Here is a 14,250-nt window from a genome sequence, read left to right as displayed (position 1 = left end):
GCTACCCGCATTCCTACAGGAGGTTCCCTTGTCTGCCAAAGCCACTTCGTCCGGAGCCGGCAACACCACAGAACAGCTGTACGCCCTGATCGCAAACGAGGAAGACGCCCGGGTCTGCAAGGACATCCCCGAGGAAGCCTGCCGGGAAGTGCCGCGTAATTTCTTTCTGATTCTGGCCAGCAATGTACTGACCAAGCTGGGTGACCTGCTGATCAGTCCGAAAACAGTGCTGGCGTGGTTGCTGGGCGCGGTGGGGGCTCCGGCCCTGGTGGCGTGGCTGGTGCCGATCCGGGAATCCGGCTCCATGGTGCCACAAATGGCCATTGCCGCCTGGGTACGGCGCAAGCCGGTGCGCAAATGGTTCTGGATGCTCGGCAGCTTCGGCCAGGCCCTGAGCGTTGTCGCCATGGCCGCCAGCGTCTGGTTCTTCGAAGGCTATGCCGCCGGGGGTGGCCTGATAGCGGCGCTGGTTGTATTTTCCCTGGCCCGCGGGTTCTGCTCGGTGTCCATGAAAGATGTCCAGGGCAAGTGCATCCCCAAAACCCGGCGGGGCCGCCTCTCCGGACTGGCCACCACCATCGGCGGCGCTGCCACCGTGGCCCTGACGGCGTTGCTGTTCTGGGACCGTGGGGACCCTGGCATCGGATTCTACGCCTTACTGTTGCTGATGGCCGCCAGCCTGTGGGTGATCGCCGGCCTGCTGTTTGCCAACATCGAGGAACACGAGGGCGAGACCGGTGGCGGCGATAACGCCCTGACTGAAGCATTCCGCAGCCTATCACTGCTGCGGGACGATGCCCCATTCCGGCATTTTGTGGTCACCCGGGCGTTGCTGTTGTGCTCCGCACTGGCGTCGCCTTACTTTGTGGTGATGGCCCAGAAAACGGCTGACAGCGACTGGCTTCTGGGGGTGTTCCTGCTCGCCAGCAGCCTTGCCAGCTCTCTGAGCGCCAGCGTCTGGGGATGGATGGCCGACACCTCGAGCCGGCGCGTGATGATTCGCGGCGCGGCTATTGCCAGCTCAGCCTGCCTGGTTGTTGGCGTCATCGCGCTGCTGGCCGGGGAACAGAGCGGCGGCTTCTGGTTCTACCCGATCGCATTTTTTGTCCTCAGCGTTGCCCACGCCGGGGTGCGACTGGGCCGCAAAACCTATCTGGTGGATATGGCCGGCGGCAACAAACGAACAGACTACACCGCCGTCAGCAACACCGTTATCGGGCTGCTTTTGCTGGTCACCGGCGGCCTGACCGCCCTCATTTCGATGATCTCCGACGTTGCTGTCATCCTGACCCTCGGCCTGATGGGCCTGGCCGGGACCATCAGTGCCATACGCTTACAGGAAGTGACCGCGGATTGACCCAAAAAACCGTGAACTGGGTCACAGCAATCAATGTACAGGTGCGGCGTTTCCGTATGATAAGCCTAGAAGCAGGCGTATCGAACCCTGCGGAGGAAGTGACAGACAACAGGGACGTGTTGTTTCGTGCAGTAGTTCTGAAGTTGACTCCATCGAGGATTGAACATGCGGACAACCACAGCAATTCCACCCAGTCACACCAAACGCCTGGTACATACCGCCTTCGGCTGGTACGCCATGACCCGCGAGCAATCTGACCTGGGCCCCTTCGCCAGTCAGCAGGAAGCCTCCAACGCGCTGAGTCGTCACATCCGGGTCTACCGTGGGGTGAATATCAGGGGCGACGGCGCGGCTCATTCCGGCCTGTCGCTTCACGATTCAGCAAGCTGTCGCAAATCCAATTGCGCGCTGTGCGCCGAGGCTCATGTCTTGCGCCAGACACTGGTCGCGTCGTGAACGGCCCCTGCCCGGTAGATGGGGAGCAGGATCTGCTTATCCCCCAACACCGGCGGCTCCGAGTACTCACCGCCCTCTGTGTGTTCGCCATGGGTGTGATGGCGGTGCACTGGGTGTCCGGCCTCTGACGTCACTGGCTGCCGCCCCGAATACCGAAAAGCCCTGATCGTAGTACGGTCAGGGCTTTTTTTTGTGGACAAGTACTCCCCACGCTCGGGGTTGGCCCGCGAGTCCGCGTTCAATTGTCATATCGGCAATGACACTTTTGAGTGAGGTCGACACGGCCCGCAGGCCACCAAAAGAGTGACCGCGCCAGTAAAGGTATGAAATCAACTAAGCCTATGAATAAATTAGACTTCTTCGAATGCACCGAGCCTCGGGCTGCGAACCTCGTCACGGTGCCGGGGGCGTCCGCCGGCATTTCGACACCCGGTCGATTTTTTTGCCGACCGTTTCATGGCGCCTTGCCGTCGTTCAGCGCCAGCGCCCCTTTCACGATCCGGTAAATCAACCAGATCGAGATTCCCAACAGGATAAACCAGCCAATAATAATGGCCGTCGTCACAATACCAATGACGGTCCATAACAGACCGATCCAGAAGGTGCGGATCTGCCAGCGGAAATGCGGCTCGATCCAGGTGCCCGCAACATCGTCCATTTTGACGTAATTGATGATCACACCCACCAGGCCGGTAATGCCGCCGAGGAAAAAGGACAGGCCCTGGAGTATGTACACCACCACCGCAAGGTTGCGCGCGGAATCGGCCCGGCGCGCAACGGGATCGGAATCGGCGGGAATGAATTCTTGATCAGCCACTGCTCACTCCTGTCAGGTCTTTACCCGCAGTCTACCACCGGGGCGCTGACCGAGGAACGACCGCGCGACTCAGTGTTTGTCCGGACGATAGCCCAAGCGGAAGCCGCCCCAGTGGCGGCCATTAACGAACACCGGCACCGACAGGTCGTGCATAATCTCTCCGGTGTCCCGGCGATAAGTCTGCAGCAACATGGTTTCGGTGTGCGTTCCGCACCGGGCACCGGTGCGGTCATTGAACAACCGCTTGCTGCGACTTCTGACCAGATCCACCTGCTGATCCCCGGTGGGCGGATGGGCAAAATCCCGGTTATGGGTGGGCACATAACCATCGGCAGCCGTGGCAATGGCGAACACCACCTCCTCTGCCGAGTCCTTCACCGGCTCCTGCACCGGTGGCAGATACTGATCGGTAAACTGGTCAAAGGTACTCGAGTACTTTTGCGGGTGAGTATTGGCAATGGGCGTTCGGCGTTTATCGAACAACGCCCCTTCGGTCAGCCTGCCGTCACGGATTGCCTCTTCAAACACCCGGCCAATCCGGTCTGCCCCCGCCCGCGCCTGGTCGAAGAAAAACCGGTGATAACTGGCGTCACTGTGCAGGGCGAACGCCGCATTCGCCTGCTCCGCCAATTCCATCAGGGTGCTCGCCTGCTCTGCCAGCGACACCACACTGTGGTCACTTTCAGAAATCTGATCACGGACGGTTTCGATACCGGCTAAAACGCGATCCAGAGTTTGCTCGTTGCTCTGATCACTCTCGGCAATCTGCGCGACCTGCTGTTGCAGCTGGTCGGACTGATCGCGAATCTGATCCAGTTGCGCACCCACGCGCTCAACGTCGCTCAGGCCTGACTCGACACTGCGGGCGAGGTCTTCTATTCGCGTTACAATCAGTGCGGTGTCGGTGCGAATTTCCTGAAGGGTTTCCGCCGCCTCGGCCGTGGCCTGGGCGGTGCGACCCGCCAGTTGCCTGACCTCATCGGCCACCACGGCAAACCCGCGCCCCTGATCTCCGGCACGCGCGGCCTCTATCGCGGCGTTCAGCGCCAACAGATTGGTCTGTTCCGCAATAGCCTGAATGGTGGTGGTGACGCCCTGAATGCGACTGGACTTCTCGTTCAACGTCTGAATAAGCGTCAGGTTCTCGCCAGACTGCCGGTGTACGACGCGCACACTGTCAATCGCGTCAGACAGAGCGGCTCGCCCTTCCGCACTGATCTCGCTGGCCTGCCGGGCCAGTACCGCGGCTTCAGTGGCCTGACGTGAGGATGCACGCACGGTTTCGGCAACCTGGCCGGTTTCCTGCGCCATCTGCGCGGTCTCTTCCACCTGGCGATCGAGCCGCAGCTTCAACTGGTCGGCGGCAAACGAAACCTGAGCCGCGGAGATGGCATTCAGGTCGGCGCTGCCTGACAGCGTCTCCACCAGCGCTCGTCCGGCTTCCGCTTCGGCGAGCAGGCGGGAACAGCGCCCACGCAACGGACTGTTCTCAGGCAACTGGCCCGAGTCCAGCAACTTCAGCCCGCGTTCCACAGGCTCCAGAACCCGCAGTACAAAGTACACCGACGCGGTGGCCAGACCCAGCACCACGCCAACCATGACCGATGCAATGTCCAGCCCGATCAACGGCGCCACCAATGCCGCGCCGACGGCAACACCGAGGGCCAGCGCGGCCCCCGCAACAAGCACAGGACGCTCAAGAAATCCCATGACAACCTCGTTTTTATCATTATCAGCTTGTACAGCATGCCAGCAGCAGCCTTACGCGAGAGTAAAGAATTGATACAGGTTTATAACTGAGACTTTAGTGGATCACGCCCCGGGCGGGTGTCAAAAATCTTTTATTTTACTGTCACCTCAGTGAACCCGCCGTGTCACATAAATTCGCGATGCTCTCCCAGGACGCCCTGCCCGTTACTGCTTAACGGCCGGAAGGGTGAAACCTTTTACCCATTGTGATAAACGGAAACCAAGGAGAGAGTGATGGGACACCATCCGGTTGAGGACAGCAACAACAGTAACAACCGCCCGTTTGAAGAGATCATCAATGCCCGATTTTCCCGCCGGCGCCTGCTGACCGGCACCGCTTCCGCCGCCACGGTCAGCGTGCTGGGTGCCTTCGGCCTGGCGGCCTGTGGCGACAGCAGCAGTGGCGGCAGTGGCGAAGCCCCGGTGGATACCGGCGGGCTCACCGTCAGCCCGGAGAACCTTGGTTTCCGTGCCGTGCCGACCAGTCTTGAAGACCGGGTTGTGTTGCCCGAGGGGTACCGCGCCGACGTTCTCTTCGCCAAGGGCGACCCACTGATCAGTGGCCTTGCCCCGTTCCGCAACGACGGCACCGACGTGGACTACGACAACCGATCCGGTGACGAACATGACGGCATGCACTTTTTCGGCCTGAATGGCAGCGGCCAGTACGACGCCACCGTGTCCGACCGGGGCATTCTGGTGCTCAACCACGAGAACCTCGAAGACAACACCCTGCATGAAACTGCAACCGCAAAGCAGGACGCCATCGACGCCAACGATCTGGTGAGCCTGAAGCGGATCGTTGACCGTGAAATGAACGGTCACGGCGTCTCCTGTGTGGAGGTACGTAAAACCGACGGCAAGTGGGCGGTGGTGCTGGACTCCCCCTATAACCGCCGCCTGACTATCTTTACCGAAATGGAACTGAAAGGGCCGGTGGCCGGTGCAGACTTTGTCAGAACCCGCCTGTCCCCGGATGGCCGCAAGCGTTTCGGCACCATGAACAACTGCGCCAACGGCTACACCCCCTGGGGCACCTATCTGGCGGCCGAAGAGAACTGGTACGCCTACTTCGCCGCGCTCAGTCCCGCAGAGATTGGCGCGCTCAGCCCGAAAGAACAGGCATGGGTCGCCCGCTATGGCATCGGCGCTGCCTGGGCCTACCGCCAGTGGGATCTGGTACCTGGCGACCAGTATGCGCGGTTCAGTATCGCCGCAACCGGCGCCACCGCGACCGACGATTTCCGCAACGAAGCCAACGCCCACGGCTACATCACCGAAGTGGACCCCTTCCGTCCCGCCCAGAAGCCGCGTGTCCGCACGGCGTTCGGCCGTTTCTCCCACGAGGGTGCCTGGGTGGCACCCGCCAAGGCAGGCCAGCCGGTGGTGATCTATTCCGGTGACGATTCCCGCCGCGAATACATGTACAAGTTCGTGTCCACGGCGCCCTGGGACCCGGCTGACGAAAACGCCGGGCTGGTCGCGGGCGACAAGTACCTGGATGAGGGCACGCTTTATGTCGCCGTATTCAACGAGGATGGTACTGGCCAGTGGAAAGCACTGACCATCGACAATCCGGAGCTGGCCGGCACCCAGAGCTATCAGCTCGATGACACCACCAGCCTGGATTACGATTTCCAGACTCAGGCCGAGGTTCTGGCGAGCGCCCGCCTGGCGGCCGATGTGGTCGGAGCAACCCCGATGGATCGACCGGAATGGGCCGCCGTTAACCCGCTCAATGGCGACGTCTACCTCACCCTGACCAACGGTAACGCCGACAACCGGCCGGCGGATGACCTGGACGGCGCCAACCCGCGAGCGGTGAACTCCAACGGTCATATCATTCGCTGGAAAGAAAACAGCGCCAACCACGCCGCCACCACGTTCGAGTGGGACATCTTCCTGTTCGGCTCGTCCGCCGATGCAGACGCCGACTACAACGTTTCCGGGCTGACCCAGGACAACGAATTCTCCAGTCCTGATGGCCTGTATATCGACCCGCGCGGCGTGCTTTGGCTGCAGACCGACGATGGTTCCAGCGGCATCCGCAGCACCACCAACAATCAGATGCTGGTGGCGATCCCCGGCTCCGTCGGAGACGGTGAGAGCGTGACGGTGACCACTTCCGATGGCACCACCCAGGCCTCCATCGACACCCTGGTTGGTCAAAGCGCAGAAGCGGTGCAACTGAAGCGTTTTCTGGTCGGCCCGCGAGGCTGCGAGATCACCGGTATTACCATGACGGCCGATGCCCGCTCGCTGTTCGTGAACATCCAGCATCCGGGCGAAAACGGCACCGCCGAGGAGTTCAACCGCGACGACAGCACCTGGCCGGCCAGTTCCGGCGATGCCACAGCGGTGGGTGAGGCGGACAACCGACCGCGTTCAGCAACGATTGTGATCTATCGGGAAGATGGGGGAGAACTCGCCGTCTGATTCGACAGGCACAAAAAAAGCCGACCACTCAGGTGGTCGGCTTTTTTTCGGGAACAGAGACTTACTTTTCGTCTTCAGTCGCTTCGTCCCAGCTTTCTTCCATGGAGTCGCCAGCTTCATCGGCGGCTTCACTCATTTCTTCGCCAGCATTCTCGGCGCCTTCTTCCAGTTCACCCATGGCGCCTTCGTCCTGGCCAGTCATCTCTTCAGCGCCTTCTTCGATGGAATCACCGGCATCGTCCATCATCTCACCGGCATTTTCGGCGGCTTCTTCAAAATCGGCACCTTCGTCTTCCTGACTGCAAGCTGTCAGACCCAGTGTCATCATCAGAGCCAATGCACTCAAAGTAAGCTTGTTCATACCATGTCCTTTCGTTGGCGAATGTATACAACGGAGACAAGTGTATTGCTGTCGGCAGATAGACGCAATTACTGCGGCATTACTCTTTTGTTAGCTCAGACAGCAAGTTAGCTCCATTTCCTCTGTCTTTAGCCGATTCCCCCCGATATTTCAGTGCCGTCAAGCATCACGATGTGATCCAGTCGCAGCAGCTGCCCTCGCCCGATCAGAACGAACTCCCGACCGGCGCGATTGAACAGATCGCGGATCACATCGTGCACGATCCGGACCTGGCCGGCGTCATCCCGATACACAATCTCCAATAGCTGGCCGGAGAACAGATACTCGCGAAGCAATTGCTGGATGGACCAGTGAATGGTTTCCGCTGGGTGCGGCTGATTTCCCGTGGCCATAGCCGGCGCTTCCCTGTGTGTCGTGACCGATGCTCCTGAGTCTGGTTCAAAATTGCACGACTCGCCAGTTTCAGACGGCACGGATGCACTCTGGCCCAAAACGACCAGTTTTCAGATTACTGTTGCATTGTACGATTGTCCGACATAAAGTCTGAGTACATCCTGATGACTGGAGCCCAACAATGAACGCAAAAACCCGTGACAATCTGGATAGCCAGGCGACGCAGACCGCCCTTGAAAGCGCCACCTCCCCTGTCACTCCGTCAAAACCCGGCAAGGACTGGAAAGACCCGAAACGTTACCTGTGGTTGATGGGCCCGGCACTGCCCGGTATCGGCCTGGCCGCACTGGCGGGTTATGCCGTGGCTCCGAAAAAATTGCGTTCACTGGCCTGGACCGGCCCTGCCCTGGTCCACGGCATCATCCCCGCGCTGGATCGCGCCATTGGTGAGGACAAGAGCAATCCGCCGGAATCCGCGGTGAAAACCCTCGAGCAGGACAAATACTACGACCGCATCGTGAAGGCCTTCATCCCCACCCAGTACGCCATGACCTTCATGGGCGCCTGGCTGGCCAGCCGTAAAAACACGCCGCTGTCGGACAAAATCGGCATCACCCTGACGGTCGGCGCCATCAACGGCGTTGGCATCAACACCGCCCACGAGCTGGGCCACAAGTCCAACAAGCTCAATAAACTGATGGCTATGGCCGCACTGGCACCGACCGGCTACACCCACTTTGTGGTGGAGCACAATTTTGGCCACCACAAACGTGTCGCCACGCCGGAAGACCCGGCCAGTAGCCGCATGGGAGAAAGTTTCTGGAAATTCCTGCCGCGCACCGTGGTCGGTGGCATCAAGTCCGCCGTGAAGATTGAGAAGGCGCGGCTGGCACGCAAGGGCAAGGGCTTCTGGACACTGGACAACGAATTGCTGCAGGGCTGGGCCATGAGTGCCGGCTTCTTCGGCGCCACCACACTGATCTGCGGCCCGCGCGCAGTGCCTTTCCTGGCAGCTCAGGCGGCGTACGGCGCCAGCCTGCTGGAGACGGTGAATTACGTGGAGCATTACGGCCTGCTGCGCCAGAAAGACAGCAAGGGCAAGTATGAGCGCACTCAACCGGAGCACAGCTGGAACAGCAATCACATTGTGACCAACCTGTTCCTGTACCAGCTGCAGCGCCACTCGGACCACCACGCCCACCCACAGCGCAGCTTCCAGGCGTTGCGCCACTTCGAGCACGCGCCGCAGCTGCCGGGCGGCTACGCCTCCATGCTGCTACCGGCGTACCTGCCGTCCTGGTGGTACGAGATGATGGACAAGCGGGTGATTGATCACTACGAGGGCGACCTGAGCAAGATCAACTGGGACCCGGATCGCAAGGAAGAGCTGATGAACAAGTACGCCGACTATGCAGCGGCGGTGTCAGCTGAGGCCAAAGCCCGGAAGGGATCGTCTTCTGAAGAGGCTGCCTGAGACATTCTCGGCTTGGGAGTCTGCGGTCAACTGGCCCCTTCTCCCGGGACACGCCGTGAATACGTCCATGTAGGCTTGAGTGCAGCATCCCTGCTGCACACAGTCCCGGGAGAAGGGGCCAGTCGCCCGCTGTCCGGCCTGTAGGGTACTTCCCCGACTGGGACAAAGGCGGCAGCATTCCCCAGAGTCTGGGCGCAGTCGGCCGGGAAGAGCTTCAGGGACCGTCTGTGGCCAGGGATGGCCACAGCCGAGCCTACAGGGATGTACTTGTGGCGTGTCCCGGGAAGCCGTACCAACCGTTTGTGCTTACTCCAGACTTAGAACCATTCGGACTTCATGTTCAGACAGGTATCATCCTCATTCCGCAACAACACCAGATCCTGCGCCACCGTCGGCAACTCCCAGTGGAAGAAATACTGGGCCGCCTGCAGCTTGCCCTGATAGAAGTTCCGCTCATCGTCCGTGTTGGCTGACGCCAGCGCATTGGCCGCTGCGTTGGCCTGACGGAGCCACATCCAGGCCACGATAATGTGACCGAACAGATGCAGGTAGCAGGACGCATTCGCCAGGGTTTTGTCCACGTCGCCGCCCATCAGCGATTTACCCAGGCTCTGAGTGACTTTCACCGCCTGCTGCAGGGTTTCGCTCAAGGACAGCGCCCATTGCTGGCAGCGGTCGGTGGTGGCCGCTTCCAGGTCCACCTGCATTTCCTGCATCAACAGCTGCAGGCCGTGGCTCTGGTCCTGCCAGATCTTGCGGCCCAGCAGGTCCAGCGCCTGGATGCCGTTGGTGCCCTCGTGGATGGGGTTCAGGCGGTTGTCGCGCCAGCACTGCTCTACCGGGTATTCGCGGGTGTAGCCGGCACCACCGTAGACCTGAATGGCCAGGTCGTTGGCCTTCGGGCCGTACTCGGAGGGCCAGGCCTTGATCACCGGGGTCAGCAGGTCGAGCAGTTTGCCGGCTTCCATGCGCTTCTGTTCGTCGGGATGGGTGTGCTGGTCATCCATCAGCCGGGCGCCGTAAAGGCACAGGGCCAGACCGCCTTCGCTGTAGGCTTTCTGGGCCAGCAGCATGCGCCGCACATCGGCGTGGTCAATGATCGGTACCTGCGGCGATTCCGGGTTCTTTTCGCTGGCCTTGCGGCCCTGCAGCCGGTCTTTGGCGTATTCCAGGCTGTGCATGTAACCGCGATAGCCGATCACCGCCGCGCCGAAACCGACGCCGACACGAGCTTCGTTCATCATCTGGAACATGTATTTCAAGCCCTGGTGGGGTTCGCCCACCAGGTAGCCATGGCAGGGAGCGTCATCACCAAAGCTCAGCGCGGTGGAGGTGGTGCCGCGGTAACCCAGCTTGTGGATCAGGCCGGCGAGGCTGACGCCATTACGTTCGCCCGGGTTGCCGTTTTCGTCCACGTGGAATTTCGGGACGATGAACAGGGAAATGCCTTTCACGCCGGCCGGTGCGCCTTTGATCTTGGCCAGCACCATGTGAACGATGTTGTCGGTAATGGACTGCTCACCGCCGGAGATGTAGATCTTGGCGCCTTTGATCAGGTAATGGCCCTCTTCGGTGGGCGATGCCGAGGTGCGGATGTCTGCCAGGGAGGAGCCGGCGTGGGGCTCGGTGAGCGCCATGGTGCCACTGAAGCGACCACTGAGCATGTGCGGCAGGAAGGTGGTCTGCTGCTGTTCGCTACCGAATACGCGAATAAGGTTCGCCGCGGCGGTGGTCAGGAACGGGTAGCCGGCGGTTCCGGGGTTGGCAGCGGTAAAGAAGCCGTTGCAGGCGGCCATGACGGATTCCGGCAATTGCATGCCACCAAGCTCGTAATCGTAGCGACCGGCGATGAAGCCGGCTTCGGCGTAGGCGTCGAAGGCTTCTTTGACCTGCGGCAGCATCTCGACCTGGCCGTCGACGAACTTCGGTTCGTCTTTGTCGGCGGCGCTGTTGTGGGTGGCGAACTTCTCACGGGCCATTTTGTCCGCGGTTTCGATGACGGCGTCGAAGGTGTCGCGGTTGTGTTCGCTGAAGCGCTCGCGGGTGATCAGGCTGTCGGTATCAAGAACTTCGTAAAGCTGGAACGCCAGGTCGCGGCGGTCGATCAGGGTGTCGGTCATGCTTGGTCTCCTGTTTGTTGCGGATAGCCTCTCATACCTCTGTTTTTCTGGAAACCGGCATTTATGACATAATCATGGCGAATATCGCCAACCAATACTTTTACCCTTAATGATTGGGTACTCGGCGGCCGGCCACCGGTGGGGAAGTACCTCCCGGGGCACGCTGTGAATACGTCCCTGTACGCTTGAGTGCAGCATCCATGCTGCACACAGCCCCGGGAGGTACTTCCCCGCCGATGCCCTACGCTGGAGAATGCATGCGGACAGTTTCGGTCATAGGGTTCGATGGAGCTTTGGCTAGTGCTATCACCGGCATTATTGATCTCTTCCGGCTGGCCGGAGTCACCTGGGCGCGGATTAACGGGGAATCGCCGGAACCGCAATTCGCCACCCGTCTGCTAACCAGAGACGGCGCACCCTGCCGTTGCATTAACGGGCTGATCATCCTGCCCGATGGCGCCTGGAACGACCGAAGTCCTGCCGAGCCCGATACCGATCTCGTGATCATTCCCACCATCGGCGGGCCAATTGAGCGGGTATTGAGCGAGAATCCGGAGCTGATTGCCTGGCTGGGTGGCTTTCAGAGCTCTGACACGGGACAGGTTCAGGTGGCCAGTAACTGCACCGGCGCGTTCATGCTCGCCGAGGCCGGGTTGCTGGACGGGCGGCAGGCGACGACGCATTGGGGGTTCAGTCGGCAGTTCCGTCAACGCTACCCAACGGTGGATCTGCAGCCGGACAAGCTGGTCACGGTGGATGGCCACGTTGCCTGCGCCGGGGGCGGGATGGCCTGGTGGGATCTGGGGGTTTATCTGGTGGAACGCTTCGCCGGGGCGCAGGTAGCGCGGGAGCTGGCCAAGGCGTTCGTGATTGATGTGGGGCGGACGAGCCAGGCGCCGTACAGCGCTTTGCAGGCCCGCCGGTATCATTCCGACACCGCGATTCTGAAACTGCAGGACTGGCTCGATCATCACTACAGTGAGCCGGTGACGCTGGCCGGCCTGGCGGTGTTAAGCGGGCTGACAGAACGCTCGCTGATTCGTCGTTTCAAGGCGGCGACGGGCGATACGCCGACCGGTTACTTGCAGCTTCTGCGTATTGAGGCGGCGCGGCAACGGCTGGAGAATTCAAGGGCGGCGGTTGAAGAGGTGACCCGATTGGTGGGTTACGAGGATGTCAGCTCGTTCAGTCGCCTGTTTCGTAAGCACACAGGGCTGGCTCCGGGTGCCTACCGCGCCCGCTTTGGACGGTAATGTGCGGAAGCGAACCTCTGGCGCGGGTTATGCATCGTCAGTCAATGAGGGCCATTTCATGGCCTGTAACGTAAAGAATACCGACACAGGTGTAAAAATGGGGAGGTTCGCCATGAACGCACCGATCAGACAAAGCCAGGCAGACATTCTGAACAGGCTTTATGACATGAAGCAGAAGCAGATAGCCCAGGCCTTACAGCAGGGAAACAGCCTGCGTTGTCAGGTACTTACAGCAGAAGCAGAAGCCATCTTCAACGCTCTACAGTCCGTGCGCTGAAGCGCACCCCAGCCCACGCTCAGGAGCCGTATTTTTTCAGACGCCGGCTCCAGCGCTGCTTCGCATAGCGGCGAAGATTGGACACGTTATCAGTTTCGTCCATGATTTCGGTGCCCAAAAGTGTCTCCAATATGTCCTCCAGCGTCACTATTCCCAGCCAGGTGCCCAGTTCGTCATACACCACAGCGAGGTGCTGACGTTCCCGCAGCATCTCCGAGAACACCAGTTCGATATTCGTGTTGCCTTTGACGCGCTTGACCCGGCGCATGTGATCGAGAAGATTCACATCGTCTTCCAGGGTTATCAGGTCGGCGCGATGGAGGTAGCCCAGTGTCTCGCCGTCGCCGTTGATCACCGGATAGCGTGAAAACGGGGACTTCTTCACCTGCTCGCGGAACTGCACCGTGGTGATATCCGGTGCCACGAACTTGCAGACGGTTCGGGGCGTCATCACCGCGCTGACCTTGATCTCGTGAAACCTCAGTACGTTCAGGATCATCCGCCGCTCGTCTTCATCCAACGCCTGCTGGTCACGGCCGATCTCCGCGAGGGCACTGATTTCCGCGCGTATATCGGTGTCCGGCTCGCTGGAAGCAATGCGGCGGGTGATCTGCTTGGACAACCAGATAAACGGTAACAGTGCCTTGATCATGACCCCGAGTATCGCCGGCAGCCGCGGCGCGATGGTGCGCCAGTATTTCGCACCGATGGTTTTGGGAATGATTTCGGAAAGTATCAGGATCGCCAGGGTCATGACGGCGGACGCCAGGCCCAGCCAGGCTTCGCCGAACACCACCGCCACCTGCGCCCCCACGCCGGTCGCCCCTACGGTATGGGCGACGGTATTGAGAGTGAGAATCGCCGAAAGCGGATCGTCGACGTTGTCCTTGAGCGCGCGCAAGCGGGCGAAAAGTTCCGGGCGCTCTTTCTTGAGCGACGCGATGTAGCTTGGCGTAACCGACAGCAGCGACGCCTCAAGAATAGAACACAGAAACGAGAAACCAATAGAGAGAACGGCGAATGCGACTAGGAGTGTCATAAAGACCTTGTGAACGGGGCGATGCTAGAAGTCTATCGAATGGCCCACTGATTCTCCATCGCTTTGCGCCCGCCGCCTTCGGCGGACGCAAAGCTGGACGGGGCGTTACAGCCCTGCCGCCACTTCGGTTCCCTGGCGGATGGCGCGCTTGGCGTCCAGTTCCTCGGCCACATCCGCGCCGCCGATCAGGTGAGCGCGGACGCCGGCTTGCGCCAACTCGTCATACAGGGTCCGGAAGGGCTCCTGGCCGGCGCAGATGATCACGTTATCTACCTCCAGTACCCGGCTCTCGGTGACCTTGCCATCCTTGTCACGGACGGAAATGTGCAGACCTTCGTCGTCAATGCGCTCGTAACTGCAGCCTCGCAGCATATCCACATCCCGGTGTTTGAGACTGTTGCGGTGAACCCAGCCGGAGGTCTTGCCAAGCCCGCCGCCCACCTTGCCCGTCTTGCGCTGCATCAGATAAATCTTGCGGGGTGACGAAGTTGGCTTACGCTCCGCCAACCCTCCCGCCC

The 14,250-nt window shown here is 60.5% G+C and carries 12 protein-coding genes and 1 pseudogene; 6 read left to right on the top strand and 7 right to left on the bottom strand.

The genetic code is table 11. From position 1 onward, the window contains the following. Nucleotides 1–28: 28 nt before the first annotated feature. Entirely contained in the window at nt 29–1,357 is a 1,329-nt protein-coding gene (locus tag DYI22_RS08630; RefSeq protein WP_228300921.1) for an MFS transporter, read from the top strand. Nucleotides 1,358–1,522: 165 nt separating this feature from the next. After that, complete coding sequence (locus tag DYI22_RS08625) at nt 1,523–1,813, top strand: DUF6316 family protein (RefSeq protein WP_213477663.1); 291 nt, start codon at nt 1,523–1,525, stop codon at nt 1,811–1,813. Nucleotides 1,814–2,267: 454 nt separating this feature from the next. On the opposite strand, the gene DYI22_RS08620 is transcribed toward DYI22_RS08625, so the two are convergent. Further along, nucleotides 2,268–2,630 carry a DUF4870 family protein gene (locus DYI22_RS08620; protein ID WP_213477662.1) on the bottom strand — a complete coding sequence of 121 codons (363 nt, stop codon included), beginning with the start codon at nt 2,628–2,630 and terminating at the stop codon, nt 2,268–2,270. Nucleotides 2,631–2,699: 69 nt separating this feature from the next. Further along, a complete protein-coding gene (locus tag DYI22_RS08615; RefSeq protein WP_213477661.1) occupies nt 2,700–4,340 on the bottom strand; it encodes a methyl-accepting chemotaxis protein in 1,641 nt (546 codons plus the stop codon). Between the two features lie 273 nt (nt 4,341–4,613). Here DYI22_RS08615 and DYI22_RS08610 point away from each other — a divergent pair, with 273 nt between their 5' ends. Then, a complete protein-coding gene (locus tag DYI22_RS08610) occupies nt 4,614–6,815 on the top strand; it encodes a PhoX family protein (protein WP_213477660.1) in 2,202 nt (733 codons plus the stop codon). A gap of 61 nt (nt 6,816–6,876) precedes the next feature. Here the strand turns inward: DYI22_RS08610 and DYI22_RS08605 are convergent, their stop codons facing one another. Continuing rightward, nucleotides 6,877–7,176 (bottom strand): hypothetical protein, encoded by a 300-nt coding sequence (locus DYI22_RS08605; protein WP_213477659.1) that lies wholly within the window; start codon nt 7,174–7,176, stop codon nt 6,877–6,879. Nucleotides 7,177–7,304: 128 nt separating this feature from the next. Next, nucleotides 7,305–7,568, bottom strand: coding sequence for a hypothetical protein (locus DYI22_RS08600; protein ID WP_213477658.1), 264 nt, complete (start codon nt 7,566–7,568; stop codon nt 7,305–7,307). Nucleotides 7,569–7,750: 182 nt separating this feature from the next. Between DYI22_RS08600 and DYI22_RS08595 the strand changes: the two genes are divergently transcribed. Further along, complete coding sequence (locus DYI22_RS08595) at nt 7,751–9,043, top strand: alkane 1-monooxygenase (RefSeq protein ID WP_213477657.1); 1,293 nt, start codon at nt 7,751–7,753, stop codon at nt 9,041–9,043. Between the two features lie 317 nt (nt 9,044–9,360). Here DYI22_RS08595 and DYI22_RS08590 read toward each other — a convergent pair whose 3' ends face one another. Further along, complete coding sequence (locus DYI22_RS08590) at nt 9,361–11,163, bottom strand: acyl-CoA dehydrogenase (protein WP_213477656.1); 1,803 nt, start codon at nt 11,161–11,163, stop codon at nt 9,361–9,363. Between the two features lie 257 nt (nt 11,164–11,420). On the opposite strand from DYI22_RS08590, the gene DYI22_RS08585 reads away from it, so the two are divergent. Together DYI22_RS08585 and DYI22_RS08580 are read left to right on the top strand one after the other, a co-directional pair. Next, nucleotides 11,421–12,416: a GlxA family transcriptional regulator gene (locus DYI22_RS08585; protein WP_213477655.1), complete on the top strand. Its 996-nt coding sequence runs from the start codon at nt 11,421–11,423 to the stop codon at nt 12,414–12,416. 112 nt (nt 12,417–12,528) lie between these two features. Next, the gene (locus tag DYI22_RS08580; protein ID WP_213477654.1) at nt 12,529–12,693 is read left to right on the top strand and encodes a hypothetical protein; all 165 of its coding nucleotides are present in this window, start codon (nt 12,529–12,531) and stop codon (nt 12,691–12,693) included. A 19-nt stretch (nt 12,694–12,712) separates the two neighbouring features. Here the strand turns inward: DYI22_RS08580 and DYI22_RS08575 are convergent, their stop codons facing one another. Both DYI22_RS08575 and fadH read right to left on the bottom strand, forming a co-directional pair. Next, a complete protein-coding gene (locus DYI22_RS08575) occupies nt 12,713–13,732 on the bottom strand; it encodes a CNNM domain-containing protein (RefSeq protein WP_213477653.1) in 1,020 nt (339 codons plus the stop codon). Nucleotides 13,733–13,837: 105 nt separating this feature from the next. Continuing rightward, nucleotides 13,838–14,250: pseudogene (gene fadH / locus DYI22_RS08570) on the bottom strand (NADPH-dependent 2,4-dienoyl-CoA reductase); the annotation flags it as partial.

Origin of the sequence: Marinobacter lipolyticus (genome assembly GCF_018424605.1) — a bacterium.
GTDB classification, from domain to species: Bacteria; Pseudomonadota; Gammaproteobacteria; order Pseudomonadales; family Oleiphilaceae; genus Marinobacter; species Marinobacter lipolyticus_B.
Note: the sequence above shows the minus strand (reverse complement) of the source record. Positions and strands in the feature narration are given on the sequence as shown.

Bases quoted from the DNA above. Each gene is read 5' to 3' on its own strand.
- DYI22_RS08605 (WP_213477659.1), bottom strand. From the start codon at position 7,176: ATGAACAAGCTTACTTTGAGTGCATTGGCTCTGATGATGACACTGGGT.
- DYI22_RS08575 (WP_213477653.1), bottom strand. From the start codon at position 13,732: ATGACACTCCTAGTCGCATTCGCCGTTCTCTCTATTGGTTTCTCGTTT.
- DYI22_RS08580 (WP_213477654.1), top strand. From the start codon at position 12,529: ATGAACGCACCGATCAGACAAAGCCAGGCAGACATTCTGAACAGGCTT.
- DYI22_RS08615 (WP_213477661.1), bottom strand. From the start codon at position 4,340: ATGGGATTTCTTGAGCGTCCTGTGCTTGTTGCGGGGGCCGCGCTGGCC.
- DYI22_RS08600 (WP_213477658.1), bottom strand. From the start codon at position 7,568: ATGGCCACGGGAAATCAGCCGCACCCAGCGGAAACCATTCACTGGTCC.
- DYI22_RS08595 (WP_213477657.1), top strand. From the start codon at position 7,751: ATGAACGCAAAAACCCGTGACAATCTGGATAGCCAGGCGACGCAGACC.
- DYI22_RS08610 (WP_213477660.1), top strand. From the start codon at position 4,614: ATGGGACACCATCCGGTTGAGGACAGCAACAACAGTAACAACCGCCCG.
- DYI22_RS08585 (WP_213477655.1), top strand. From the start codon at position 11,421: ATGCGGACAGTTTCGGTCATAGGGTTCGATGGAGCTTTGGCTAGTGCT.
- DYI22_RS08590 (WP_213477656.1), bottom strand. From the start codon at position 11,163: ATGACCGACACCCTGATCGACCGCCGCGACCTGGCGTTCCAGCTTTAC.
- DYI22_RS08625 (WP_213477663.1), top strand. From the start codon at position 1,523: ATGCGGACAACCACAGCAATTCCACCCAGTCACACCAAACGCCTGGTA.